27 protein-coding genes are annotated in these 25355 nt (G+C 65.2%); 14 read left to right on the forward strand and 13 right to left on the reverse strand.

The window, feature by feature from the left end; all coding sequences use genetic code 11:
* Positions 1-54 precede the first annotated feature (54 nt).
* On the reverse strand, positions 55-888 hold the full coding sequence (locus ACFFWD_RS13635; RefSeq protein WP_376965827.1) for a dienelactone hydrolase family protein: 834 nt from the start codon (positions 886-888) through the stop codon (positions 55-57).
* 186 nt (positions 889-1074) lie between these two features.
* On the opposite strand from ACFFWD_RS13635, the gene ACFFWD_RS13640 reads away from it, so the two are divergent.
* Positions 1075-1302, forward strand: a complete 228-nt coding sequence (locus tag ACFFWD_RS13640) for a DUF2093 domain-containing protein (RefSeq protein WP_376965829.1) — start codon at positions 1075-1077, stop codon at positions 1300-1302.
* Here ACFFWD_RS13640 and lpxK read toward each other — a convergent pair.
* The 6 genes from lpxK to ACFFWD_RS13670 all read right to left on the reverse strand — a co-directional run bounded on the left by lpxK (position 1299) and on the right by ACFFWD_RS13670 (position 6876).
* The gene (gene lpxK / locus ACFFWD_RS13645; RefSeq protein ID WP_376965830.1) at positions 1299-2327 is read right to left on the reverse strand and encodes a tetraacyldisaccharide 4'-kinase; all 1029 of its coding nucleotides are present in this window, start codon (positions 2325-2327) and stop codon (positions 1299-1301) included. The genes ACFFWD_RS13640 and lpxK overlap by 4 nt on opposite strands.
* A complete protein-coding gene (locus ACFFWD_RS13650; RefSeq protein WP_376965832.1) occupies positions 2320-3624 on the reverse strand; it encodes a 3-deoxy-D-manno-octulosonic acid transferase in 1305 nt (434 codons plus the stop codon). Before ACFFWD_RS13650 ends, lpxK begins: the two co-directional genes overlap by 8 nt.
* The gene (locus tag ACFFWD_RS13655) at positions 3617-4330 is read right to left on the reverse strand and encodes a lysophospholipid acyltransferase family protein (RefSeq protein ID WP_376965834.1); all 714 of its coding nucleotides are present in this window, start codon (positions 4328-4330) and stop codon (positions 3617-3619) included. The genes ACFFWD_RS13650 and ACFFWD_RS13655 overlap by 8 nt, the downstream gene beginning before the upstream one ends.
* Entirely contained in the window at positions 4327-4575 is a 249-nt protein-coding gene (locus ACFFWD_RS13660; protein WP_376965836.1) for a DUF4170 domain-containing protein, read from the reverse strand. Before ACFFWD_RS13660 ends, ACFFWD_RS13655 begins: the two co-directional genes overlap by 4 nt.
* Positions 4576-4682: 107 nt before the next feature.
* Positions 4683-5492 carry a 3'(2'),5'-bisphosphate nucleotidase CysQ gene (locus ACFFWD_RS13665; RefSeq protein WP_376965838.1) on the reverse strand — a complete coding sequence of 270 codons (810 nt, stop codon included), beginning with the start codon at positions 5490-5492 and terminating at the stop codon, positions 4683-4685.
* A complete protein-coding gene (locus ACFFWD_RS13670) occupies positions 5479-6876 on the reverse strand; it encodes a TldD/PmbA family protein (RefSeq protein ID WP_376965840.1) in 1398 nt (465 codons plus the stop codon). The genes ACFFWD_RS13665 and ACFFWD_RS13670 overlap by 14 nt, the downstream gene beginning before the upstream one ends.
* A 282-nt stretch (positions 6877-7158) precedes the next feature.
* On the opposite strand from ACFFWD_RS13670, the gene ACFFWD_RS13675 reads away from it, so the two are divergent.
* Positions 7159-7683, forward strand: coding sequence for a DUF6101 family protein (locus ACFFWD_RS13675; protein ID WP_376965842.1), 525 nt, complete (start codon positions 7159-7161; stop codon positions 7681-7683).
* Positions 7684-8486: 803 nt separating this feature from the next.
* On the opposite strand, the gene ubiA is transcribed toward ACFFWD_RS13675, so the two are convergent.
* Positions 8487-9422 carry a 4-hydroxybenzoate octaprenyltransferase gene (gene ubiA, locus ACFFWD_RS13680; RefSeq protein ID WP_376965844.1) on the reverse strand — a complete coding sequence of 312 codons (936 nt, stop codon included), beginning with the start codon at positions 9420-9422 and terminating at the stop codon, positions 8487-8489.
* Positions 9423-9432: 10 nt separating this feature from the next.
* Positions 9433-10131, reverse strand: a complete 699-nt coding sequence (locus ACFFWD_RS13685) for a hypothetical protein (protein WP_376965846.1) — start codon at positions 10129-10131, stop codon at positions 9433-9435.
* 164 nt (positions 10132-10295) lie between these two features.
* On the opposite strand from ACFFWD_RS13685, the gene ACFFWD_RS13690 reads away from it, so the two are divergent.
* From ACFFWD_RS13690 to ACFFWD_RS13715, 6 genes are all read left to right on the forward strand, one after another.
* Complete coding sequence (locus ACFFWD_RS13690) at positions 10296-11048, forward strand: 16S rRNA (uracil(1498)-N(3))-methyltransferase (RefSeq protein WP_376965848.1); 753 nt, start codon at positions 10296-10298, stop codon at positions 11046-11048.
* Positions 11049-11316: 268 nt separating this feature from the next.
* Positions 11317-12480: an ATP phosphoribosyltransferase regulatory subunit gene (locus tag ACFFWD_RS13695; RefSeq protein ID WP_376965850.1), complete on the forward strand. Its 1164-nt coding sequence runs from the start codon at positions 11317-11319 to the stop codon at positions 12478-12480.
* Positions 12477-13454 carry an ATP phosphoribosyltransferase gene (hisG, locus tag ACFFWD_RS13700; RefSeq protein ID WP_376965852.1) on the forward strand — a complete coding sequence of 326 codons (978 nt, stop codon included), beginning with the start codon at positions 12477-12479 and terminating at the stop codon, positions 13452-13454. The genes ACFFWD_RS13695 and hisG overlap by 4 nt, the downstream gene beginning before the upstream one ends.
* A 79-nt stretch (positions 13455-13533) precedes the next feature.
* Complete coding sequence (locus ACFFWD_RS13705) at positions 13534-14580, forward strand: glycosyltransferase family 2 protein (protein ID WP_376965854.1); 1047 nt, start codon at positions 13534-13536, stop codon at positions 14578-14580.
* Entirely contained in the window at positions 14577-15422 is an 846-nt protein-coding gene (locus tag ACFFWD_RS13710) for a ChbG/HpnK family deacetylase (protein WP_376965855.1), read from the forward strand. Before ACFFWD_RS13705 ends, ACFFWD_RS13710 begins: the two co-directional genes overlap by 4 nt.
* 129 nt (positions 15423-15551) lie before the next feature.
* Positions 15552-16373, forward strand: coding sequence for a DUF2076 domain-containing protein (locus ACFFWD_RS13715; RefSeq protein ID WP_376965857.1), 822 nt, complete (start codon positions 15552-15554; stop codon positions 16371-16373).
* A gap of 154 nt (positions 16374-16527) precedes the next feature.
* Here the strand turns inward: ACFFWD_RS13715 and ACFFWD_RS13720 are convergent, their stop codons facing one another.
* Positions 16528-17331: a L,D-transpeptidase gene (locus ACFFWD_RS13720; protein ID WP_376965859.1), complete on the reverse strand. Its 804-nt coding sequence runs from the start codon at positions 17329-17331 to the stop codon at positions 16528-16530.
* Between the two features lie 308 nt (positions 17332-17639).
* Between ACFFWD_RS13720 and ACFFWD_RS13725 the strand changes: the two genes are divergently transcribed.
* Positions 17640-18425, forward strand: a complete 786-nt coding sequence (locus ACFFWD_RS13725; RefSeq protein ID WP_376965861.1) for a protein phosphatase CheZ — start codon at positions 17640-17642, stop codon at positions 18423-18425.
* A gap of 331 nt (positions 18426-18756) precedes the next feature.
* Here ACFFWD_RS13725 and ACFFWD_RS13730 read toward each other — a convergent pair whose 3' ends face one another.
* The gene (locus tag ACFFWD_RS13730) at positions 18757-19272 is read right to left on the reverse strand and encodes a hypothetical protein (protein ID WP_376965863.1); all 516 of its coding nucleotides are present in this window, start codon (positions 19270-19272) and stop codon (positions 18757-18759) included.
* Positions 19273-19588: 316 nt separating this feature from the next.
* Here ACFFWD_RS13730 and ACFFWD_RS13735 point away from each other — a divergent pair, with 316 nt between their 5' ends.
* The 5 genes from ACFFWD_RS13735 (at position 19589) to ACFFWD_RS13755 (ending at position 24579) form a co-directional block, all read left to right on the forward strand.
* The gene (locus ACFFWD_RS13735) at positions 19589-19885 is read left to right on the forward strand and encodes a co-chaperone GroES (protein ID WP_376965865.1); all 297 of its coding nucleotides are present in this window, start codon (positions 19589-19591) and stop codon (positions 19883-19885) included.
* 169 nt (positions 19886-20054) lie between these two features.
* Positions 20055-21698: a chaperonin GroEL gene (groL, locus tag ACFFWD_RS13740; protein WP_376965867.1), complete on the forward strand. Its 1644-nt coding sequence runs from the start codon at positions 20055-20057 to the stop codon at positions 21696-21698.
* A 122-nt stretch (positions 21699-21820) separates the two neighbouring features.
* Entirely contained in the window at positions 21821-23017 is a 1197-nt protein-coding gene (locus ACFFWD_RS13745; RefSeq protein ID WP_376965869.1) for a hypothetical protein, read from the forward strand.
* A 571-nt stretch (positions 23018-23588) separates the two neighbouring features.
* Positions 23589-24200: an alpha/beta fold hydrolase gene (locus ACFFWD_RS13750; protein ID WP_376965871.1), complete on the forward strand. Its 612-nt coding sequence runs from the start codon at positions 23589-23591 to the stop codon at positions 24198-24200.
* Positions 24201-24255: 55 nt separating this feature from the next.
* Complete coding sequence (locus ACFFWD_RS13755; protein ID WP_376965873.1) at positions 24256-24579, forward strand: alpha/beta fold hydrolase; 324 nt, start codon at positions 24256-24258, stop codon at positions 24577-24579.
* Positions 24580-24730: 151 nt separating this feature from the next.
* Here the strand turns inward: ACFFWD_RS13755 and ACFFWD_RS13760 are convergent, their stop codons facing one another.
* Both ACFFWD_RS13760 and ACFFWD_RS13765 read right to left on the reverse strand, forming a co-directional pair.
* Positions 24731-25060, reverse strand: coding sequence for a hypothetical protein (locus ACFFWD_RS13760; RefSeq protein ID WP_376965875.1), 330 nt, complete (start codon positions 25058-25060; stop codon positions 24731-24733).
* A gap of 63 nt (positions 25061-25123) precedes the next feature.
* Positions 25124-25348: a GDCCVxC domain-containing (seleno)protein gene (locus ACFFWD_RS13765; RefSeq protein WP_376965877.1), complete on the reverse strand. Its 225-nt coding sequence runs from the start codon at positions 25346-25348 to the stop codon at positions 25124-25126.
* Positions 25349-25355 lie beyond the last annotated feature (7 nt).

Consider the following 25355-nt stretch of genomic DNA (forward strand, 5'->3'; position numbering starts at 1 on the left):
TGAACCGCTATCATTAGGATAAAACCGCCTTCCCGGAGCTAACTGGACAGGCTCCTAGCGCGCCAACCACTCGGCAACGAGCTTCTGCGCATCGTGGCGCGCATTGGTGTCGGTGCCGATATGGCCGCGCTCGGGCAGCGTCGCATCGGTAGACGCGCCGATTGCGTGCAGCGGCAGGTTGGCACGATCGAAATCATGATAGGCGTCGGGATAGACCACGATCCGCGCGAGCGCACTGCGGCCGCGCGCGCCGTCAACCATCTGGTGACAGGCCGACGGCGAGGAGACATCGTCGCGGCCGCCGATCAGGACCAGCGTCGGCACCCGCGTGCTCCAACCAAGGCCGGACGACGAGCGGCAATCCGGATAGAAGGCGATCGCCGAACGGAAGTCCGGCCCGGCGCCACGCGACGATAGCTGCGGCCGCACCGCCCACAGCAGTGCGCCGGCACCATTGCCCCAGCCGACCAGGCTGATGCGGTCGCGCGCCACCCATTTCTGCTGCACCAGCCACTGCCGTGCCGCGGTGATGTCGGCCACCCGCTCGCGGCGGGCCTGGACCTGGCGCTCCCGGACGCGACATTGCGGACCGAGCTCGCGCGAGCCGTAGCTGTCCGGCAGCAGCACCGCATGACCCGTGGTCAGGAGCTGTTCGGCCCAGTCGCGGTAGCGCGGCAGCACCGGTTCGGAATGGCCGGCGAGGCCGCCGCAGCCGTGCAGCGCGATCACGGTCGGAAACGGCCCCTCGCCGTCGGGCCGGTAGAGCTGCGCGTGCAGGGTGACGTTGCCGTCGGGAATCTCGACCTGATGTGGGGCGGGCAGCGGTGCCGCGGCGGCAAGCGGCGCGGCAAACATCGCCAGAAGGGTGAAGACTGACTTGAGACGCATCCGATCCGGCCGTGTCTTGATGGAGCTGGACACACAGCTAACCACGCCTGCAAGGCTACCATGCACCTCCGCCGCCAAATCATCACAAGTCGGTGGTTTAACGGGCGGACATGCCATCCTATCTGTGATAGACGGCTTCATGAACATCCAGTAAGCCTCGTGCGAGGCATAGCGGAGAGCTCAATCGTGCTGAACAAGTTCGGTCCCTCGGGCCATGGCGAAGCGCAGGTGCAGTATCTCGACGGCGATTTCCGCGTGATCTCGCCCGGCACCTATGTGCGCTGCGCGATAACAGATGCGCGGATTCCGCTCGACGAACTGAAGTACTGGAGCGTCGACCTGCAGGAGGCCTACGCCGTTCCGAGCGCCGTGCTGCAGCGCCATTTCCCAGGTGCGCCGAAGCCGCAGAGCTAGGCCGACTTGCGAAATTTCCCTTCCCTCGCCTTGAACAACTGATCCGTCACGAAGCGCCGCAGCGCCGCGGGTTCTTCGAATTCCAGCGTCACCGCGAACGGCACGATCGCCTGCGCCCCGGCCGGCAGGCCGTCGGCACCGCGCAGCCGCGCAAGATCCTTCTCTGTCGTCACCAATGTCAGCGCTTCGCGCCGGGCATCGGCGACGAGTTCCTCGATCTCGCCTCTCGCAAACGCATGATGATCGGCGAACGCGCGGCTCTGCGCGACGTCGACGCCGCTGGTCTTCAGCGTGTTGAAGAAGCGCGCGGGATCGCCGATGCCGGCAAAGGCCAGCACGCGCTTGCCGCGGAGCGCCGCGAGCGAGGCCTCGTCGGGCTTCAAATGCGCCGCCAGCACCGGCTTGCCGCGGTCCGCGACCTCGGCTGCGATCGTCCGCGCCGCCTCCCCCTCGCCGACCACGATCAGCGCATCGGTGCGCGCGAACTGCGGCACGAGCGGCGCACGCAACGGGCCTGCCGGGATGACGCGGCCGTTGCCAAGTCCGCGCGCGCTGTCGATCACGATCAGCGAGGCGTCCTTGACGACCGACGGGTTCTGGAATCCATCATCCATCAGGATGACGCTCGCGCCCTGCGCCAGCGCGAGCGCCGCGCCGTCGGCACGATTGCGCGCAATGACAACCGGCAATGTCGAGGCCATCATCAGCGGCTCGTCGCCTACATCCGCCGCCGTGTGGCTGTTGAGATCGACCTTGACCGGGCCGCGCAAGTGGCCGCCATAGCCGCGGCTGAGCACCACCGGCAGCTCATCGAGCTCGCGCAGCAGTTTCGCCAGTGCCAGCACCGTTGGCGTCTTGCCGGCGCCACCGACATGATAGTTGCCGACGCAGAGCACGGGGATGCCGGCGTCAAGCCCCGTACGCCGCATGCGCCGCGCGGCGACGGCGCCATAGATGGCCGCGAGCGGCCTCAACAGATGCGATTTCCAAGACGAAGGCCGGTGCCAGAAGGCCGGCTCACGCATTGGCGGCTCCCATCTCGAGCCGCAGCTGCAACAGATAAGGCTCGAGCGCGGTGAGCGTGCGCTCCAGCGCGCCGCCAAGCTGTTCGACCACGCGTTCGGATGCGGCGAGCGAGGCGTCACGCGCCGCGGGATCGGCGAGGAACTGGCCGAGCTGCTTCACCAGCGCTTCCTGGCTGTCGGTGCGCCGGGCGCCGCCGGCACGATCCAGCGCGTCATAGACGTCGGTGAAATTGAAGACATGCGGACCGTGCACGATCGAGGCGCCGAGCTTCACCGCCTCGATCGGATTCTGCCCGCCATGCTCGACCAGCGAGCCGCCCATGAACACGATCGGCGCCAGCCGGTAGAACAGGCCGAGCTCGCCCATGGTGTCGGCGACATAGATGTCGGTGGTCGCGACCGGCAAATCCTCATGCGAGCGCAGGCCGGGATGGAGACCGGACGATGTCACGAGGCGCGCGATCGCCTCGCCGCGGTCAGCGTGGCGCGGCACGATCACCGTCAGTAGCCCGGGGAAAAATCCCGCGAGCGTCTTGTGCGTCGCGATCAGGACCTCCTCTTCACCCGGATGGGTGGACGCCGCGACCACGATCGGGCGGCCGCGCGTCACCGACATCAGCCGCTCCAGCTTGGCGGGATCGGCCGGCGGCGCCGCGACGTCGAGCTTGAGATTGCCGGTCGTGATGACGTTGCGGCTGCCGAGCGCGGCGAAGCGTTCGGCATCCGTATCCGACTGTGCGAGGCAGATATCGAACCGGCCGAGCAGCGCCGAGATGGTGCCATAGGCGCGGCGCCAGCGCGGGAAGGAACGCTGTGACATCCGTCCGTTGATCAGCACCATCGGCAGCCGCCGGGCCGCGCTCGACAGGATCAGGTTCGGCCATAGATCGGACTCGATGAACAGCGCCAGCGACGGACGCCAGTGATCGAGGAACCGCGCGACATAGCGCGGCGAGTCGTACGGCACGTATTGATGGATTACGTCGGGCGGAAAGCGCTTTGCCACGATTGCGGCCGAGGTCACGGTCCCCGAGGTCACCAGAATGCGCAGGTTCAATGCGCGCAGCCGCTCGATCAGCGCCGCCGCGGCCAACACCTCGCCGACGCTCGCGCCGTGGATCCAGACCAGCGGTCCGTGCGGCCGGACATCGGCGCTGACGCCGCGCCGTTCGCCGACGCGTTCGGGATCTTCCTTGCCGAGCTTCAGCCGCCGCTTGATCAGGGCAGGCGCGAGCGGAACCATCGCTGACGACAGCTTGCGGTAAACGCGCAACGTCATCGGGAGCGAGTTAGCCAAGCGCTGCCTCCGGTCGCCCAACGGCTGCATAGGCGCGTCGGGTCGCTTCGTTCAGAAGGGTCTCCACCTGCAACCGAAGCTTCTCCATCGTCTCGGCATCGGCATCCGGCGGCACGTGGACCGGCTCAATACCTACCACTGCGCCGCGCCCGAATGGCAAATTGATGGTGCTGGAATCCCAGTTTTTCAACCGGATGAAGCGGCTGGTGACCATGGCAAGGGGCAGGATCGGCCGGCCGGTCTCCCGAGCCAGCATGATGGCGCCGAGCCCCGCCACCCGCGCCCGCTTCGGCACGTCGGCGGTGGTCGCAACATTCCAGCCCTCCTCCAGCGCCCGCCCCATCTCCTTGAAGGCGCCGACGCCGCCCTTGCGGTGGAACGCGCCGGAATGATCGCCGGAGCCGCGGATCGTGCCGATACCGAGCCGCTCGGCCGCTATCGCGTTGAACTCGCCGTCGCGGTGCCGGGAGATCAGGACCTTGGCGCGGTAGCTCTCCTTGATCTTGATGAACGGCGTCATGAAGTGCTGGCCGTGCCAGAACACGAAGATCGCCGGCATCATCGGCTCGACCTGTTCATAGACGTCGGCCGGCTCATAGACAAAGCGGTTGGTCAGCCAGACCAGCCGCAGATACTCGGCCGCAAGCACACCCAACGCGCGCTGCACGAAGCCGCTGCGCAGCAAATCGCGAAATAGACGTTTCAATGGGAGTGCTTTGCGTCCTGTTCCGGATCGAGCAACCGGTGGAGGTGAACGACGAAGTAGCGCATCTGGGCGTTGTCGACGGTCTGCTGCGCCTTCGCCTTCCAGGCCGCATAGGCGGTCGCATAGTTCGGGAACACGCCGACGATGTCGACCTCGTCCAGATTCTTGAAGGTGTTGTGCTCGAGATCGATCAACTCGCCGCCGATGACGAGGTGAAGCAGCTGCGGCTGGGCATTGTCTGACATGATGGCCTTTTCCTTACGAGATGCCCGGCAAGCAAGTCTGGTCGTGGTGGTCGCTGGTCTTAAGTCGCTGGTCTTGGGTCAGATGCGTGGTGCGGATCGACGGGGTCTCAGGGCAACGGACGGCCGCGAAAATGCTCGACAATGCGTGCATGACGATCGCGTCCTGCTGCCACCAGCACCCCATGCGATACCTCCCGGCGATTGTACTCAATCGCATCCCCCGAGAGCGTGGTCATCTTACCATCCGCTTCCTGCACGATCAAATTCGCCGCGGCAAGATCCCAGTCGCGGCTTTGCCCGCCGGCAAAGGCCGCGTCAAGGCTGCCTTGCGCGACCCGGCACAGCCTGAGCGCCAGCGATCCGATCCGCGGATAGAGCGTGATCTCTTCCGATGCGGGGCTCAGCCGCTGCACCAGCGGTTTCGGCCCCGCCATGCGCGGAAAATCGAAATCGGTACCGGCGGTTGCGTGCACGGCGAGATCGTTGCGCGTCGCGCCCTGGCCGCGCGCGGCAAAGAAGAACTCGTCGCTGGCCGGCGCATAAACCGCCGCGAGCACGGGTGTGGCATTTTCAACCAGCGCCACGCTGACGCACCAGTCCTCGCGTCCGGCCAGATAGGCGCGGGTGCCGTCGATCGGATCGACGATCCAGACCAGGCGCTTGCCGAGGCGGGTGGCGTCATCGGCGCTTTCCTCCGACAGCCAGCCGTAATCCGGCGTTGCCGCGCGCAGCCGCGCCTCGAGCAGGTCGTTGACGGCGATATCGGCCTCGGAGACCGGCGACGAGGCGCCCTTGATCCAGTTCTTCAGCTCGGTGCGGAACAGCGACAATGCGAGGCGGCCTGCCTCGTGCACGGTCTTGGTCAGCAATGCGGCGTCGCGCGCCTTGGTCCAGTCGTCCGTATCAGCGTCCGCCAAGCGTCAAGCCCTCGATGCGCAGCGTCGGCGCGTTGACGCTGTAGCGGAATTCCAGGTCGTTGGCCGCGACCAGCGACTTGAACATCGGCAGCAGGTGGCCCGCGATCGTCACCTCGCTCACCGGATAGGTGATCTCGCCATTCTCGATCCAGAAGCCCGACGCGCCGCGGCTGTAATCGCCGGTCACGCCGTTGACGCCGGAACCGATCAGGTCGGTGACGTAGAAGCCCTGCTTGATGTCGGCGATGAGCTCCCTCGGCGTCAGCGTGCCGGGCTCGAGATGCAGATTGTACGATCCCGGCGACGGCGACGACGACACGCCGCGATGGGCATGCCCGGTTGTGACCAGACCGAGCTCGCGCGCGGTCGCGGAATCCAGAATCCATGAGGTCAGCACGCCCTCGTCGATCAGCGCGAGCTTTTTCACCTTGACGCCCTCGGCGTCGAAGGTCTGCGACCGCAGGCCGCGCACCCGCAAGGGATCGTCGATGATGCGAATGTCCTTCGAGAACAGCTGCTCGCCGAGTCGGTCCTTCAGGAAGCTGGTCTTGCGCGCGATCGAGGCGCCGTTGATGGCGCCGACGAGATGGCCGATCATCGATCCCGCGACACGCGGGTCGTAGATCACCGGCACCTTGCAGGTCTCGACCTTGCGCGGGTTGGCGCGCGCCACCGCGCGCTCGCCGGCCTTGCGGCCGACATCGGCGGGGGAATCGAGATCGGCGGCATGCGGCGCGCTGGTGAAATCATAGTCGCGCTCCATGCCGGTGCCCGCGCCGGAGATCGCGGTCGTCGAGATGCCCTGGCTTGAGCGCAGATACGAGCCGTGGAATCCAGTCGACGTCACCAGCACCATGCCGCCGATCCCGGTCGAGGCCGAGGCACCGCCTGACTTGGTGACACCCTTCACCGCAAGCGCCGCGGCTTCGGCCTCCATGGCACGCCGTTCGAGGTCGGCCGTAGACGGAATTTTTCGATCAAGCAGATCGAGATCGGGGAAGTCGCGCGCATGCAGCGACGGATCGGCAAGCCCGACATATTTGTCGTCGGGCGCCACGCGCGCCATCGCAACCGCGCGCTCGGCGAGCTTCGCGATCCCGTCACCGCTGACGTCGTTGGTCGAGACCACCGCCTGACGCTGACCGACGAACACGCGCAGACCGACGTCGTCGCCTTCCGAGCGCTCGGTTTCCTCGACGCGCCCGTCGCGCACCTCGACGCCCTGCGACACGCCGCGCACCGCGATCGCGTCGGCAGCATCGGCGCCGGCGTGCCTGGCGGCCTCGACGAGCCGCTGCGCCAGATCGCTCAAGGCGGATTGATCGAACAGATCGGAGGTATCACCGTGTCGCGACGACGAAGCTGCAGATGGTGAAGAGTTCACGAACAAATTCCTGCGGTTTGGACGGGGGTCGGAACCGAACTTTGCAAGCCATCCAGATGTGCTGGATTCACAGGGATTTCAAGCATTTTGCGTCGCCAGACAACAAAGATTCTCGGCATCATCGCAAGGCTTCGTCAATCATGCACGCCAAGGTCTTGTCAATCATGGCCGTAGAAGCAGCGCCGGTGACGCCTGATTAACCAGGCTTTTTAAGCCGAAACGGCAACGCCTCGGCTAAGGTCTCACGCATCGACCGGGAACACCCGGCGGGGAGACCAAGCCGTGAGGCGTCAAACATCAACAAGCGGGACCAATCCCGCCGGGTCGAGCCGCGCGATGCGGCTCGACCCTCTTTCCCTTCCGCTCTCCTTCCACGCGCATGATGGGCGCGCGGATGGCGGCGTGAGGCAAATCGAGCTTCATCGCGAACGCGTCGTGCTGCGCCGTGCCGTCAAGGGCATGCGGATGGCGGTCAATGTTCGTGTCAGCGACTTCCTCGGTGTCGCGGTGCGCGGCATCGACGATGCGCAGATGCTGGTGCTGGTCCATCGCGACCCTTCGCTCACCATTCCGCTCGGCACTAGTTCCGATCCGGAAGAGATCGCATCCGCCTGGCAGATGTGGAGCGAGATCTTCCGTCTTCCGCAACTGACCGAGGAGGCGCCGCGCGCGCCCGCGTCGCGCCGCCGCCGCCACAACACGATCCGCGCCCGCCGTCCGAAATTCCTGGTCCGCCGCCGCGCCGGCTTCCGGGTCAACGGCACCAGCATGCATCGCGGCGAGCGCGAGATCATCGCGCGGAATTGAATTGCGCTCAGTCCCGTGCGACATCACCGCTGTCGTCCCTGCTTAGTGCGCAATTGCGCACGGGAGCAGGGACCCATAGCCACCGGCTGTCGTTGTCGATAGGATTGCGGCCACAGCGGCGCGTACCAATTCGCATTTGTGGTTATGGGTCCCGGGTCAAGCCCGGGACGACACCGAGTGTGTTGCGCGATCAACCTTCGATAACCCGCAGATGTAAGTTTGCGTTCTCGCGACATGATGTGTCCGAGTTTTGCATCATCATTGCCCCTCCTATCGAACAGAGGGCGCAGGGAAAGCCGGGTGCCGATCGCACCCATGGGTCCCGTGCAACAAAAAGCACGGGGGTAGGACCACAGGTGAAAGACTCCGGCTTTCCCTGCGCGATGGTTTCACGGCTTATTTCGTGCTCTCCCCGGCGAGACCGGGCTTGTTTGTCACCGTCTTCGCAAAGCGTTTCGCGCGTCTTGCGAGGAGACACCTGCCACTGGGGCGTCAGGACCACACGACTGCCGTCCGCGTTGCCCGCACTCGTCAGTTGCGCGCGCCGCGTCCACCGCATCTCACACCACGTTCGTGACGATCGCGAAGCGCCCCTCAGGCGGATGAGACGGATGGATTCATACACTGATTTTCCATTCCGAAAAACCGAAATATTCTTCATTAAGGCACTTGCGCCGTCGGGCAAATCAGTGCCAAGGGCCGCGGATCCGTAGGGTGGGCAAAGCGAAAGCGTGCCCACCGTCACGAGCTGAGTGCGCGATGGTGGGCACGGCGCAAGCGCGCCTTTGCCCACCCTACGAAGCTCACATGATTGCGCGCAGCACGGCATCAACCAGCAAGCCTGCAAACAACAGCAACCCCGCATCGCGGTTGGACTTGAAGATGCGCAGGCACAGCGCCGGATCGCTGGTGTCGAGCCGCCTGATCTGCCAGACCAGATGAACCGCAAAGGCTGCCAAGCCGATCCAGCCGGCCCAGCGCACGCCGGCAAGCGCCATCGCGACACCGATCAGCACGACCGCGAGCCCGTAGAGGATCACAAGCGCGCGATGGGTGCGGGCGCCGAACAGGCGGGCGGTGGACTTGACCCCGATCAGCGCGTCGTCCTCGGCGTCCTGATGCGCGTAGATGGTGTCGTAGCCGATCACCCAGGCGATCGAGCCGGCATAGAGGATGACCGCGGCCGGATCGATCCGCCCGAGCGTCACCGCAAACCCCATCGGCGCGCCCCAAGAGAAGGCCAGTCCCAGCACGACCTGCGGCCACCAGGTGATGCGCTTCATGAACGGATAGATCGCGACGATCAGGAGCGAGGCGATCCCGGTCAGAATCGCAAAGCGGTTGAACTGCAACAGCACCATAAGCCCGACCAGCGCCTGCGCGACCAGGAATGCGAGCGCCTGCGGCACCGTGACTTGCCCGGCCGGGATCGGCCGCGATCGCGTGCGCTCGACCATACCGTCGAGATCGCGATCGGTGATGTCGTTCCAGGTGCACCCGGCGCCGCGCATCACGAAGGCGCCGATGAAGAACAGGACGATGACGAGCGGCAGTTGCCTGATGTCGTGGGCGACACCGGCAGCGATCGCCGCCGACCACCAGCACGGCATCAGCAACAGCCACGATCCGATCGGCCGGTCGTAGCGCGCCAGCCTGAGATAGGGCCGCGACCATACCGGCGCGCGCGTATCGACCCAGTTGCCTGTGGAGTCGGCAACGCGGGCGGTGACGTCGCTCATCGGCGGAGGGTCATCGGGTGAGAACGTTGCCGTTCAGCGTATCGAAGGTGCTGCCGCCCTTCTTGGTCGGGGTTGCTTCCGGCACCGAGGCCGCCGAGCCCAGCACGTCGCTGAAGCTCGGACCGGCCGGAGCGCGGGTCTGGGCCTGCTCTGCAACGTTGCAGACCTTCTTCAGCAAGGCCTCGGTGTTCTTGTGACCGGTCTTGAGCTGGTCGGCGATCTGCGGCGGGATTCCGCATTTGGCCGCGTTGGTCTCGACATACCTGATCATCTTGATCTCGGCCTGGCTGTAATTGCCGATCAGCTTGCAGGCTTCGACCGGGCTGGCATGGCGGTCGCTCGCCGCCTTGATCATCTTGCCCTTCTTCTCGGCGTCTTCACGCAGCGGAACGAAGTTCTTCATGCAGGCTTCCGACGCACCACCTGACGCCCCGGACGGCGGCGGTGCGGAGAACCCGCCCGTGATCGGGGCGGCACCGCCACTCGGGAACGGCGACGGCGCGCTGACGCTCGCCGAAGGCGCGGCGCCATTGACTGGTGGAAACGGCGAGGCGTTGTTCGCAGGCACCTGGTTGGGGAGCGGGGCCGGAAATGCGCCCTGGGCGGCGGCCTGCCCCATGGACAGGGCGGTCGCGGCAACGGTGAGCACGATCAGGCGGCGGATTCTCAAGGTTGTTTCTCCGGCAAGGTCCAGGCAACCCCAGCGCATCAAAACGAAGCAAAGAAATTTGAGGGGCTTTTTACGATTCCTGCGAAGCCTTAACAACCCGTGGATTTGGGCGACAGCGCGGCGTAGGGACGCGCCGGCCGCATTAAATTATCGCCTGATTTGAGGCCCTTAGGCTACAAGCGGGCCGAAACGGACCATCATCTATGCCTGAATTGGACTTTCGCGCTCCCCGGCTGTTCGTCGACGCCGCCCTGAGCGCCGGCGCCAACGTGTCGCTCGAGCGCAACCAGAGCAACTATCTCGGCAACGTGCTGCGGCTTGCCGCCGGCGACGCGGTGCTGGTGTTCAACGGCCGCGACGGCGAATGGCGCGCGGAGATCGGCGGGCGCAAGCGGGCCGATGCACTCACGATCACGGCGCAGACCCGTGCCCAGGACCGCCTGCCCGATATCGCCTATGTGTTCGCGCCGCTGAAGCACGCCCGGCTCGACTACATGGTGCAAAAGGCCGTGGAAATGGGCGCCGCGCGGCTGCAGCCGGTGCTGACGCGGTTCACCCAGGTCTCAAGGGTCAATGGCGAGCGGATGCGCGCCAATGTCATCGAGGCCGCCGAGCAATGCGGGATCATCTCGCTCGCCGAGGTGGCCGATCCGGTCACGCTCGACCGCTTCCTCGGCGGTCGCGCTCCTGAGCGGCTGCTGGTGTTCTGCGACGAGGCGGCCGAGGTCGCAAACCCCGTGCAGGCGCTGCGGGCGGCTACGGCGGCCAATGCCGGGATCGACGTCCTGATCGGCCCGGAAGGCGGATTTGCCGAGGAGGAGCGCGCCCTGCTGACGCGGCAGCCCAACATCCTGCGCCTTGCGCTGGGCCCACGGATCCTGCGGGCGGACACCGCGGGCGTTGCGGCGCTGGCGCTGGTGCAGGCGGTGCTCGGGGATTGGCGGAACAGTCCGTAGCCCGGATGGAGCGCAGCGTAATCCGGGGCCAGCTCGCGCCGTCGACAAAGCTACCCGGATTTCGCTGCGCTCCATCCGGGCTACGGCGCCCTCTCCCTGCCCCCTAGCCAAGCCGTCGCAAAATCGTTAACGCACCCAATCATTAAGCCACTTGGCCGATCCCTGTCGAAACGTCACATCGGCCATGGTAAGGGCTGCACCAATTGAACTTGGAACCCGCTTTGGAACCCCGCTCCGGAACCCTGTTCCGGGCGATTTGGACGTCGAGATGACTGGACCTGCTGCTATCAATGCAAACGTGTCAGCCGGTTGGGCGGACACGCTGCTGTTGTCGTTCGCCCAGGCCGGCTATCTCAGGGCCGAGCCGGCGATCCTGCAGCCGGCCGAGCCGTTCCTCGACCTCTCCGGCGAGGACATCCGCAAGAGCCTCTACCTGACGACGGATGCCACCGGCGAGGAGCTCTGTCTGCGGCCTGACCTCACTATTCCGGTGGCGCGCGACTACCTCGCCTCCCCGCGCGCCGGCCAGCCGGCGGGCTTCAGCTATCTCGGGGCGGTGTTCCGCTATCGCGACGGCCGTCCCAGCGAGTTCCTGCAAGCCGGTATCGAGTCGTTCGGGCGGCAGGACCGCGCCGCGGCTGACGCCGAGATGCTGGCGCTGGCGCTGGAGGCGACCACCGCGTTCGGGGTGAGCGATGTCGAGATCCGCACCGGCGACGTCGGCCTGTTCAACGCGCTGATCGATGCGCTCGATCTCTATCCGGTGTGGCGGCGGCGGCTGGTCAAGGATTTCAACCGCAAGGTCTCGCTCACCGACGATATCGAGCGGCTGACGCTTTTGACCGCGCCGGGCCGCAATGAATATGAGGGCGTGCTCGCCGCGCTCGCCGGCTCCGACCGCAAGGCGGCGCTCGCGCTCGTCACCGATCTGATGTCGATCGCCGGCACCACCAATGTCGGCGGCCGCAGCGTCGCCGAGATCGCTGACCGCTTCCTCGAGCAATCGACCTTGAAGGCCGGCGCGCTGCCGCACGACGCGGTCAACATCATCAAGCGCTTCCTTGCGATATCGGGCGATCCGGACGACGCGGTCGCGCAGCTGCGCGCGCTGGCTAATGATGCCAAGCTCAACCTCACGGCCGCGATCGACCAGTTCGAGAGCCGCGTCGGCTTCATGGCCGCGCGCGGCATCGACACCCACCGGACGCGGTTCTCGACCTCGTTCGGCCGCGGCCTCGACTATTACACCGGCTTCGAGTTCGAGCTGCACGCCACCGGCAACGGCGCCGAGCCATTGGTCGCGGGCGGCCGCTATGACGGGCTGATGACGCAGCTCGGAGCGGCCGACCCGATCCCCGCGGTCGGCTTCTCGGTCTGGATCGAGACCTTGACCAAACACGGCAAGCCGGCATCGCGCGGAGGTGCGGCATGAGCACGCCTTTCGTCGTTGCGGTTCCTTCAAAGGGCCGGCTGCAGGAAAATGCGGAAGGCTTCTTCGCCCGCGCCGGGCTGACGCTGGCAAAACCCGGCGGCGCCCGCGACTATCGCGGCACCATCAACGGGCTCGACAATGTCGAGATCGCCTATCTCTCGGCGAGCGAGATCGCGGCCAATCTGGCGCGCGGCGCGGTGCATCTCGGCGTCACCGGCGAGGATCTGGTGCGCGAGAGCATCCCTGAAGCCGACAAGCGCGTGCTGCTGATCGACAGCCTCGGCTTCGGCAGCGCCAATGTCGTGGTCGCGGTGCCGCAGGCCTGGATCGACGTCCGCACCATGGCGGATCTCGACGACGTCGCCTCCGGCTTCCGCGAGCAGCACAATCACCGCATGCGGGTGGCGACCAAATACATCAACCTGACGCGCGGCTTCTTCGCCAAGCACGGCGTCGGCGACTATCGCATCGTCGAGAGCGCCGGCGCGACCGAGGGCGCGCCCGCGGCCGGCACCGCCGAGCTGATCGTCGACATCACCACGACCGGCGCGACGCTGGCCGCCAACGGGCTGAAAGTGCTCGACGACGGCGTGATCCTGCGCAGCCAGGCCAACCTCGTCGCTTCGAAGGAGGCCGACTGGTCGAGCGGCGCCCGCGAAACCGCACGCGTGATCCTCGACCACATCGCCGCGCGCGCCCGCGCCAGCAAGTATCGCGAGGTTCGCACCCGCTTCGCCGGCTGCAACGACGCGCTGCTGTCGGAGGCGCATCAGCGCTTCGGCGTGGTGGCACCGTTCGGCGGCCCGACCTCCTCGGGCATGCTGACGCTGCACTGCCCACCCGGCAAGCTCTATGCGCTCGGCAGCTTCCTGCGCGACCACGGCGCCGACACCGTCTCGGTGGTGTCGCTCGACTACGTGTTCGACCGCGAGAACCCGCTGTTCGCCAAACTCAAGGCGTTCCTGCGGCAATGAGTCGTCGGTTTCGTTCATCCTGGCGACAGGTAGCGGCCGGTAGAATAGTCTGCCCAAGGGATGCGTGTGGGATTGATCGATGACGCTCGGCTCTGACGTTTCCGGCCTGACCACGACCGCGGCCACTGCCGCGGCGCGCGGGCTGTCGATTGTCGTGCCCGTCTACAACGAGGCTGCCGGACTGGCGCTGCTGCACGAGCGGCTGATCAACCTCGCCAAGACCTTGCGGGCGCGCTACGGGCTCGCCTGCGAGGTCGTCTATGTCGACGACGGCAGCAAGGACGCGACGCTCGCGATCGCGCGCGGCCTCTCGGCCGACGCGCTCGACGTCCAGGTGGTGTCGCTGTCGCGCAATTTCGGCAAGGAAGCCGCGCTGATGGCAGGCCTCGACCACGCCCGCCGCGGCGCGGTGCTGTTCATGGACGGCGACGGCCAGCATCCGCCGACGCTGGTCGAAAAGCTGGTCGCGCACTGGATCGAGGACGGCTACGACGTCGTCTATACCGCGAAGGCGCATCGCGACAATGAATCGGCCGCGCGGCGCCTTGCCGTGCGCGGCTTCTACGCGCTGATCAACTGGGGCGCCCGGCAGAAGATCCCGGAAGACGCCGGCGACTTCCGCCTGCTGTCGCCGCGCGCCGCCGCGGCGCTGCGGCAATTGCCCGAGCGCAACCGCTTCTTCAAGGGACTGGCGAGCTGGATCGGCTTCCGCCAGATCCGCGTCGATTACGAGCCGGCGCCGCGCGCGCACGGTGTCACCACCTTCAGCGCCGGCCGGCTGATCGGCCTCTCGATCGAGGGCCTGACCTCGTTCTCGGTGGCGCCGCTCCGCTTTGCCAGCCTGCTCGGCGTGCTGCTCGCGGGCGCCGCCTTCCTGTTCGGCCTGTCGATCCTGTGGGAGGTCTGGACCACCGGCAAGCAGGTCCCTGGCTATCCGTCGCTGGTGATCGGATTGATGACGATCGGCGGCGTGCAGCTGATCATGATCGGCATCGTTGGCGAATATATCGGCAAGATCCTCTCTGAACTGAAGGCGCGGCCGATCTACTTCGTCGCCGAGCATACCGAGAAGCGCGCCGACGGCGGTGCTGCCGAAAACGCCACCGAGCGGACCGCCGCCGAATGAACGGTGCCGCGCCGCCGCGCCGGATCTGGCTGTGCGCCGATGACTATGGCCTGAGCGACGGCGTCAACCGCGCGATCCTTGCGCTGATCGAACGCGGCCGGCTCAATGCGACCTCGGTGATGCTGGTGACGCCTGCGATCGGCCGCGATGCCGCGGCGGCGCTGCAGGCGGCTGCCGGCAAGAGCCCGCGCTGCGCGATCGGCCTGCATGTGACGCTGACCGCGCCGTTCCGGCCGCTGACGCTGCATTTCCGGCCGCTCGACGGCGACATGTTCCTGCCCTTCCCGAAGCTGTTGCGCCGCGGGCTGTTGCGGCGGCTCGACGCCGAGCTGGTTCATGCCGAGGTGCTGGCACAGGTCGATGCGTTCAAGGACCTGTTCGGCCGTGCGCCCGACTTCGTCGACGGCCACCAGCATGTGCAGCTGTTCCCGCAGGTCCGCGACGGATTCCTGCGCGCGGTGAAGGAGCGTGCTGCCGATGCCTGGGTGCGCCAGGGCGGCGGCAACCTCAAGCTCGCGGAGCGGCTCGCCGCGCCGAAGGCGCTGGTGCTCGACACGCTGAGCGCGCAGTTCCGCAGCAAGGCGGCGCGGCTTGGCTTGCGGTTCAACCCGGCGTTTGCCGGCGCCTATGATTTCACCCGAGCAGCGGACTTCGGCGCACTGATGCGGCAGTTCCTGGACGGCCTGCCGGAGGACGGCCTCGTGATGTGCCATCCGGGCTTTGTCGACGAAACGCTGAAAAGCCTCGACCCGCTGACGACGCAGCGCGAGACCGAATACGGCTACCTCGCTAGCGAGGATTTCGCCGGCCTGCTGGCCCTGAACAATGTTACACTGGCTTGATATGGTTCAGGAAATCGGCCCGGGCGTATTGTCGCATACATAAATTTAATCCAGCTCCCCACTCCTTGCGCCGCAAACCCCGCCCTAGATATGCGGCGCGCCGATTCGATCGACGCGATGGAGACAGCCATGACACCGCAAGAACGCCAATTGATTGACGATCTCTTCGACCGGCTCGCCAAGCTGGAAAACGCCCCGCGCGATTCCGAGGCGATGTCCGCGATCATGCAGGGGCTGCGCACGGCGCCGAATGCGGTCTATGCGCTGGTCCAGACGGCGCTGGTGCAGGACGAGGCGCTGAAGCGCGCCGACGACCGCATCCAGCAGCTCGAGGCCGCGCTCGGCCAACAGCAGCCTACGCAAGCGCAATCCGGCGGCTTCCTCGATTCGATGCGCGATGCGATCTTCGGCAAGGACCAGCCGCACGGCTCGGTGCCGCCGGTGCGCGCCCCCGACATGGGCCGTGACCGCCCGGTCTGGAATTCGGGCCAGGCGATGCAGCAGGCGCAACCGCCGGGCTATGGCCAACCTTACGGCCAGCCTTATGGCGGACCGCAGCCGCCGGCATTCGGCGGCGGGGGCGGAGGCGGCTCGTTCCTCGGCACGGCCGCGGCGGCCGCGGCCGGCGTGGTCGGCGGCTCGCTGCTACTCAACAGCATCCGCGGCATGATGGGCGGCGGCAGCCACCAGGCCTTTGGCGACCAAGGCGGCCTCGGCGGCGGCTCGCGCCCGTGGAGCGACCAGTCGTCGAGCGATCTGGCGCGTGACGCCGGGATCAACGACATCGGTTCGTCGGGTGGCCGCGGCAGCGACAATTCCGGCTCCCGTGCCGGCCTGTTCGACCAGGCGTCGAACGATACCAACGACGACGACCGCGATGACCATGATGCCGACGGCTTCGATGACGACGGCGGCTTCGACGACGGCGGCGGCGATAGCGACTACGCCTGATCGATAATCTGAAATGAACAACGGCCGCTCTGCTCGAGCGGCCGTTTTTGTTTGCGTAGCCCGGATGCAGCGCAGCGTAATCCGGGACCACTCACTCCGCGGGGAAAGAGCCCCCGGATTTCGCTTCGCTGCATCCGGGCTTCGCGGGCAAAGATTACATCACGACCACCCTGGCGCCGACATTGACGCGGCCGTAGAGGTCGATCACGTCTTCGTTGCGCATCCGGATGCAGCCGGACGACACGTTGGTGCCGATGGTCCAGGGCTCGTTGGAGCCGTGGATGCGATAGAGCGAGGATCCCAGATACATTGCGCGTGCGCCGAGCGGATTCTCCGGGCCGCCCTCCATGTGCCGCGGCAGATCGGGACGGCGCGCCAGCATTTCCGGCGGCGGGGTCCAGGCCGGCCATTCCTTCTTGGCCGAGATCGTCTTGACACCCGACCAGGTGAAGCCGGGCCGGCCGACGCCGATGCCATAGCGCAGCGCGCGGCCGTCGCCCTGCACCAGATAGAGGAACTTGTTCGGCGTATCGACGACGATGGTGCCGGCGCCTTCCTTGCCGTGATACTCGACCAACTGCTTTTCATATTGCGGATCGAACGGACGCTGCGCCGGATCGAGCGCCGTTTCCTGCTGCTGGCGCAGCATCTGCTGCTGCGGATCCATCGGCGGCAGACCGCGCCGTCCATAATAGTCCGGCTGCTGCTGGTACACCGGCTGCTGCGGGTAGTAGCCCTGCGACGACGGCGCGTCGCCGAACAGGAACTCGATGAAGCCGCCGCCCATGTTGGAGCGCGGCTGCATGTAGGCGGTGCGCACCGGCTGCGGCACCGGCCGCGGCGCGTAGAGCACCGTCGGCTCATTTGATGGCGGCTGGTCGAACGCGAGGGCTTGATGGGGGGCCGCACACAGGAAGGAGGCGCCGGCGAGCAGCGCAAGCGTGGTTTTCTTGAACATCGACGTACTCTGTACTGTTTCGTCGTGACTCGTTTCGCGCGGCGCGGACTCAACGCCGTTGCACGTGGTCAATAAGCAATGAAAACCGCATCGGTTTGGTAAACAGAAACGGCGTTTCGATTCACCACGTCGTCATCGCCGCGCGGTTTTGGCGGATAGCGTTTATTTTGCGTGAACGCACGGCCGACATGGTTAATCATCGGTTTGACGAAGCATGTGCGGTTTGAATAGCAAACTGTTCCCGCGTGAACCTCACGTTAAATCGCCGTCGTCTAGAACGGGCGAAGTGAATGGGCGGGAATGAACTCATGTCGGTCAGTCGCAAGCGTTTTCGTGTTGAACAATCCATGATGGGAGAGATGCCGATGCCGGAAGCAGTGGTCGCCGAGGGCGGCGACATTGGCCCGATGCATCGCGAGATCATGGCGGAGCTTCGCTCCATCCGCGCCCAGATGGCGGCCGGCGGCATGCAGCGCGCGGCGGTGACCGAAACCACGGAAGCCTCGGTGGCACGCGAAGTCGCGGAAACGACTGCGCTGCTCGAAACCTATCGCGCGCAGATCGAACAATGCGAGAAGCTGAAGGTCGAGCTCGACCTGATCCACGACGCGATCTCCCGCACCAAGCGCGAGATCGCCGTGCTGCACGGCAAGAGCTTCAACGGCGAGGAGATGGCCAAGGTCAACGGCGAGCTCGGGGCGGTCGTCGGCGGCACCGAACAGGCCACCCAGCAGATCCTCGAGGCGGCGGAGGCGATCGACCAGGCCGCGACCGCGCTGTCGAAGAACGTGACGCCGGACCAGCAGAAGCTGCTCAGCGAGGAGATTCAGGAACGCGTCGTCGGCATCTTCGAGGCCTGCAACTTCCAGGACCTCACCGGCCAGCGCATCAACAAGGTGATGCAGACGATGAAGTTCATCGAGCAGCACATCTACGAGATGATGAACATCTGGGGCGGCGTCGACGCCATCAAGGCGCATACGCCTGCGATCGTCGACACCCGCGAGGGCGACGCCAAGCTGCTCAACGGCCCGAAGCTCGACGGCGACGCCGGCCACGCCTCGCAGGACGACATCGACGCGATGTTCAACTGAGCGAACGGATCAGGCACAGACAACAAAACGCCGGCAGCGATGCCGGCGTTTTTTGTTTTTGTTCGGACGGTCGACGCCCCCTTCCCTTCTCCCCTTGTGGGAGAAGGTGGCCTAGGCGGCCTTCCGGCCGCCGTTTCGTAGAACGCCGATGCTTTGCATCGGCTACGGCGCCGGATGAGGGGTTCTATCCGCGGGCTCGTTGCGAGAGAGGTTCACCCGCGGAGGCAAACCCCTCACCCGGATCGCATCTCACGATGCGATCCGACCTCTCCCACAAGGGGAGAGGTGCGCCGTCGATGCGGCCTGACTCAAGTTGAGATTGCGTTGCCCCTCACGCCCTTGGCGCGCAGCGGACGTAGACCATGTTGCCGTAGCGGGTGGCGGCGTCCTTGTCGACGAAGCGGGTGATCAGCACGCGGCCGTCGAACGAGACGATCTCGCGATCCTGCTCGCCGGGGGTCGGGCCGGGCGGGCCGATATAGTTCTTGCCGCTCGGCGAGCCCTTCAGGCGCAGTTCCTGCGGAGTGGCCTGGTCGGCGAGGTGCATGATGACGCCGCCGGACTGGCCGGCGCCGATCACATAGGGCTGCTTGCACTGGGAGCGCGCGGCGGCCTCGGTGCGGGCGCGGTCGTTGGGGTTCTGGAACGAGGCAAGGCCCCAGCGGCCGACGATCTCGTCGCCGCGGATTGTCGCAGGCATTTCCGGGGCCACCCCCGGCTCCGGCGCGGGCTCGGGGCTCCCCGACAGCGACGGCAGGCTCATGCTGTTGCAGGCCGCCAGGAAAATGGTCAGCGCCGAGACAGCCGCAAGCTGTGCGGCCATGCGCGCGTTGAGTGACCTGTTCATTCGTATCCCCCGATAATATCCTGGCCGCACCCGTCCTGCAGCCAAGCGTAAAACTAAAGGCGGAGCAATGACGTCTGACGAAATTACGTCATCGCTACGATTTGGTTTCCGGTCCACCATCCTATATTGGCCTCACCAAGGCCTTAACCCCTTTGCTTGACAGGAACAGCGCCAAGCCATATTTCCCGGCGCGCAATTAGCACTCTAGCACCATGATTGCTAAACCGTCGGGCGTCCTGCCCGGCGCCTGGCGACCGGCATTCAATGCCGGTCCCGATGAACCGGACCTGAAACCAAGCCTCCAAGAGGGAACGTCATGGCTAAATCCAAATTCCGCCCGCTGCACGACCGCGTCGTGGTCAAGCGTATCGATGCCGAGGAGAAGACCAAGGGCGGCATCATCATCCCGGACACGGCCAAGGAAAAGCCCTCCCAGGGCGAAATCGTCGCCGTCGGCCCGGGTGGCCGCGACGAGGCCGGCAAGCTGATCCCGATCGACCTCAAGGTCGGCGACCGCGTGCTGTTCGGCAAGTGGTCAGGCACCGAGGTCAAGCTCGAGAATGAGGAACTCCTGATCATGAAGGAGTCCGACATCATGGGCGTGCTGGTCTAGAGCCGCGAAACCGAGCGTCGCCGCCCTCTCCACTGTCATGCCCGGACTTGATCCGGGCATCCATCAATCTTCAAAAGAATCTTGCAGAGGCGATGGATTGCCGGGTCAAGCCCGGCAATGACGAGCACGGACAGCGGCGACCGTACCTAATCAATCAGGAGAAAATTCAATGGCTGCCAAAGACGTAAAATTCGCCGGAGACGCCCGCGAGCGCATGCTGCGCGGCGTGGACGTGCTCGCCAATGCCGTCAAGGTGACGCTCGGCCCGAAGGGCCGCAACGTCGTCATCGAGAAGAGCTTCGGCGCCCCGCGCATCACCAAGGACGGCGTCACCGTCGCCAAGGAGATCGAGCTCGACGACAAGTTCGAGAACATGGGCGCGCAGATGCTGCGCGAAGTCGCCTCCAAGACCAACGACACTGCCGGTGACGGCACCACCACCGCGACCGTGCTGGCGCAGGCGATCGTCCGCGAAGGCGGCAAGTCGGTCGCCGCCGGCATGAACCCGATGGACCTCAAGCGCGGCATCGACATCGCGGTCGCCGCCGTAATCAAGGACCTCGAAAAGCGCGCCAAGCCGGTCGCCGCCTCGTCGGAAGTCGCCCAGGTCGGCACCATCTCGGCCAATGGCGATGCCGCGATCGGCAAGATGATCGCGCAGGCGATGCAGAAGGTCGGCAATGAAGGCGTGATCACGGTCGAGGAGAACAAGTCGCTCGAGACCGAGGTCGACATCGTCGAGGGCATGAAGTTCGACCGCGGCTACCTGTCGCCCTACTTCATCACCAACGCCGAGAAAATGACCGCCGAGCTCGAGGACGCCTACATCCTGCTGCACGAGAAGAAGCTGTCCGGCCTGCAGGCGATGCTGCCGGTGCTGGAAGCCGTGGTGCAGTCCGGCCGTCCGCTCCTGATCATCGCCGAGGACGTCGAGGGCGAGGCGCTGGCGACGCTGGTGGTCAACCGCCTGCGCGGCGGGCTGAAGGTCGCCGCCGTCAAGGCGCCGGGCTTCGGCGATCGCCGCAAGGCCATGCTGGAGGACATCGCGATCCTGACCGGCGGTCAGCTGATCTCCGATGAGCTCGGCATGAAGCTCGAAAGCGTCACCATCAACATGCTCGGCCGCGCCGGCAAGGTGGTGATCGACAAGGAGAACACCACGATCGTCAAGGGCGCCGGCAAGAAGAAGGACATCGAGGCCCGCGTCGCACAGATCAAGGCGCAGATCGAGGAGACCACCTCGGACTACGACCGCGAGAAGCTGCAGGAGCGCCTTGCCAAGCTCGCCGGCGGCGTTGCGGTGATCAAGGTCGGCGGTGCGACCGAGATCGAGGTCAAGGAGAAGAAGGACCGTGTCGAGGACGCGCTGAACGCGACCCGCGCCGCGGTGCAGGAAGGCATCGTGCCCGGCGGCGGCGTGGCGCTGCTGCGCGCCAAGAAGGCGGTCGGCCGTCTCACCAACGCCAATCCCGACGTCCAGGCCGGCATCAACATCGTGCTCAAGGCGCTGGAAGCTCCGGTTCGCCAGATCTCGGAGAACGCCGGCGTTGAGGGCTCGATCGTGGTCGGCAAGATCCTCGAGAACAAGTCGGAGACCTTCGGCTTCGACGCCCAGACCGAGGACTATGTCGACATGGTCGACAAGGGCATCATCGACCCCGCCAAGGTGGTGCGCACCGCGCTGCAGGACGCCTCCTCCGTGGCCGGCCTGCTCGTGACCACCGAGGCCATGGTCGCCGAACTGCCGAAGGACGCAGCCCCGGCGATGCCGGGCGGCGGCATGGGCGGAATGGGCGGCATGGGCGGCTTCTAAGCCCCGTCAGCACATCTGCATTGAGATCGAAGGCCGCCTCCGGGCGGCCTTCTTTTTTGGCCAATGACATGCAGGTTTGCTACTTACCCGCGGAACCGATTCTGCCTGTCGAGGAAATCTGCATGCGCGCGCCTACACTGCTCTTGCTCGGTCTCGTCGCGGCCTCAGCCCCTGCCCTTGCCCAGATGAAACTCCAGCCCAAGGCCGGAACCGGCGGGCCGGAGACGCGCTATTTCACCGCGATCGACGGCCTGATGGACGGCAACGCCGACGTGGTGCTCAAAGAGACGCGCCAGGGCAAGACGGTCACCGCAGTGGTGCTCGACGTCTGCTACCCCGCCGAAAAGGGATCCGACCGCAAGGACCGCTTCATCGCCAACCTCGCGGTCAGCGGCCAGACCCTCTCCGGCACGACGCAGAGCGTCATCGAAAAGCAGCCGGTCACCGTGAAGCTGACCCGCAAGCAGACCGGCGACAGCTTTGAATTCCGCGGCCAGATCACGATCGGGCAGACCGTGACCGAGGTCGCCTCATCTGACAATTCCGACCTCAGCGAGAAGGAATTCCAGGACAACCAGACCACCGACGACGGCATCACGCCGCAGCCGAAGGATTTCACGGAAGTGTCGCCGGAATCGGTCGGCGTGCGGGTGAAGCTCGATTCCGCTGCCGACTTCCTCAAGGGCCTGAAGGGCGAACCCGTCGAGATCGGGGTCAACAGCCTCGCCGTGACGTGCGATGCGATGCGCGCCGGCGAGCAGACCATCAACCTCACCGTCGATCCCGAGCGCTCGCCGGCGCTGCTCGCCAAGGCGAAGTCCGCGCCCGGCGTCACCGCGGCGGGCTGGACCAGCGGCGTGGTGGAGATGGACCGCACCATCCGCTTCGCGAGCGCCGACTGGATGAGCGGCGACAAGATCAACAAGGACAAGATCGCGACCGCGGTCGCGGGCGTCCTCACCAGGACGCTGGCGGCCAAATCCTCGACCGCAGCCTGGAACGCCAACACCGGCAAGCTGAAGCTGATCTTCAAGCGCCCGAGCCAGATCTATCCCTCGCTCGGCCTCACCGAGAATCTCGAGATCACGGCGCTGGTCTCCTCGGACAAACCCGGCGCCTCCGACCGGCTGATGCTGTGGATCTCGAGCCCGGTGATCTCGACATCGGACGAGAGCGCGGGCGCGAAGCTCAATTTGTCGGAAGACACCAGCGGCGACGAGGAAGGCGGCGAGCCGAAGGACGACAACGGCGCGATCGAAGCGCTCGCCAAGGAGTTTCGCGGCCAGCGCTGGGACGCCGACAGGTCGGTGTGGAAGTAGGCTCTCCTCGCTCCGCGTGCGCGCCGAGAGGAGCAAGCTCGCGCGGAGTAGATCGGGATAGGAGGTGCCTCCGCGAAGTCGGTGGGGGCGAGTCGACGCGAGCTGGATGCGAGCGAGGTCGCTCACTCGCGAACCGCCACGCGGCTGGTTTGGCGGCCCGCTCATGATCGGCGAGTTCATAACGCATCATTCAAAGCTCCCGCTCGGGAGTTTGAATCATAGCGCTCTGGCCAACTCCAACGCGCATTCCGCTTGTCGTCCTTGCCCCGAGGGTCTCCCTTTTGGAGACAAGCTGACATCAACTGGCGCGCAAAGCCGGCCGACTCTATCGAGAACGACCCGTTGCGGAAGTCGGCTACCAGAATCGCTGCAACGCACAACGCGCGGTGTGGTAGGGTTAGGCACTCGGCGTTGCGATGCATGAGTTAGCTCGTGATCCAAAACGGAGGTTGCGACGGTAGGCTGCCGTCGTCCCTCAGTCGCAGACCACGCCCGTATTTTGGGTATTGAGCCTCTGATGGCGCTGCTCTGTATATTTGCGCAAGCGATCAGATTAGAGGGAGGAAATTTCATGTTCGACCTCAAGTCATCTCCGCTGGCGCGTCGTTCTTTTCTTGGAGCTTCCGTGGGAGCCATGGCTGCGGGATTTGCTGCACAGGCCTTGCCTGCCCTCGCGCAGACGCCGACCGACGTCCCGTCCAACTTCTTCCCGGGCTTCCGACGCCACACAATCCAAACCAGTGGAACGACCATTAATGTGCTTGTCGGAGGCAATGGCCCACCGATCTTGCTTCTACATGGCTACCCACAAACTCACGTCGAATGGCGTAAGATCGCTCCCCAGCTTTCGGCAAATTACACGGTGGTCATTCCAGATCTCCGGGGCTACGGCGACAGCGGCAAGCCAGAAGATGGTGACAATCACATCAATTATTCAAAGCGCGCCATGGCTTTGGATCAAGTCGAAGTAATGGAACAGCTTGGTTTCAAACAATTCGCGATGGTTAGCCATGATCGAGGGGCGCGTAGGCCATCGCTTGGCACTCGATCATCCGAACAGGCTCACCAAACTGGTTATGATGGACATCATCCCCACCTATTACATGTACAAGACGACGGATCGGCAATTCGCCTCTGCTTATTTTCACTGGTTCTTCCTTATCCTTCCCGCTCCATTTCCTGAGACCCTCATCGGGAATAACGTCGATACAGTACTTAAGCTCTTTATGGGGTCAGCTATGCCAAAATACATTGAGCCGGAGGCCTATGCTGAATATCGCCGATGTTTTAGTGATCCGGCCGCCATTCACGCTTCTTGCGAGGACTATCGGGCGGCGGCCTCGATAGATCTGGTCCACGATGACATGGACAAAAAGGTCGCGTGCCCGGTTTTGGTGCTTTGGGGCGCGAAGGGCCTCGTCGGCCGAAAATACGATGTGCTCGCAATATGGCGAGAGCGAGCGACACAGGTATCGGGCAAGGGTCTGGCGTCTGGCCACTGGCTGGCCGAAGAGGTGCCGGATGAGACGTTGGCCGAAGTGAGACCATTTCTTGCTGCGTGACAACCTACATCTGCGGTTGCAGTCCCTGCCAGAAAACCGCTCTTCTTCGAAGGTCGGTTTCTGGGCCCATTGCATCATTCGCTGCCGCGCAGCAATTGCGTCACTTTAGGAGCTCAGCGGACATCGACGACAGTGAGGCGTACGACCGAATTTACGAGTACAGGCCGTAGTGAAACCCGCCCCATGTTCGCTCGGTGGCCCACCAGATGAGCCCGCTTCCGCCAAGGATGATCGCGACCATCGAAATCCACCCGAACAAACCGACGGAGACGAGCCCGGCACCCAGCGCCAACACGGGCAAGATCATGGCGAGAAAGTAAGGCCCGGTGTAGCGGCAGTGCGTGCGGCCACAACGCCGCGCATTCAACATGCACGCTAAGCCCATCCATGCGAGGGCGATTGCCCAACCAGCGGTTCGCAACGATACCGGAACCAGCAGCCCGGCAATCATCAGCGCAAGCGGTATCCACCACGCGAGCATGCTGGCGCTTCTGCTGCTGAGCCAGTCGCGCGAGCTATCCGCCTCCCGGCTGCTCACTGCGACCTACCCACAGCACGGCAGGGAATCGGGCTCGCCAGCCCGCTGCGCTTGAATGGGGGGACACGGCACCGAGCCGTAGGAACAGAAGACGCAACAATCGCCCGACCTTGGCTTCAGCTTCGTGCCGCAGCCGGTGCACACATAGAAGAACTGGCAGGCGTCGGTCGGCATGGTCTCCGTTCTCGCGACGGAGCAGTGCGGACAGGTAATGGTTGATTGAAGAAGCATCGGATCA

The sequence above is a fragment of the Bradyrhizobium erythrophlei genome (genome assembly GCF_042430365.1).
GTDB lineage: Bacteria > Pseudomonadota > Alphaproteobacteria > Rhizobiales > Xanthobacteraceae > Bradyrhizobium > Bradyrhizobium erythrophlei.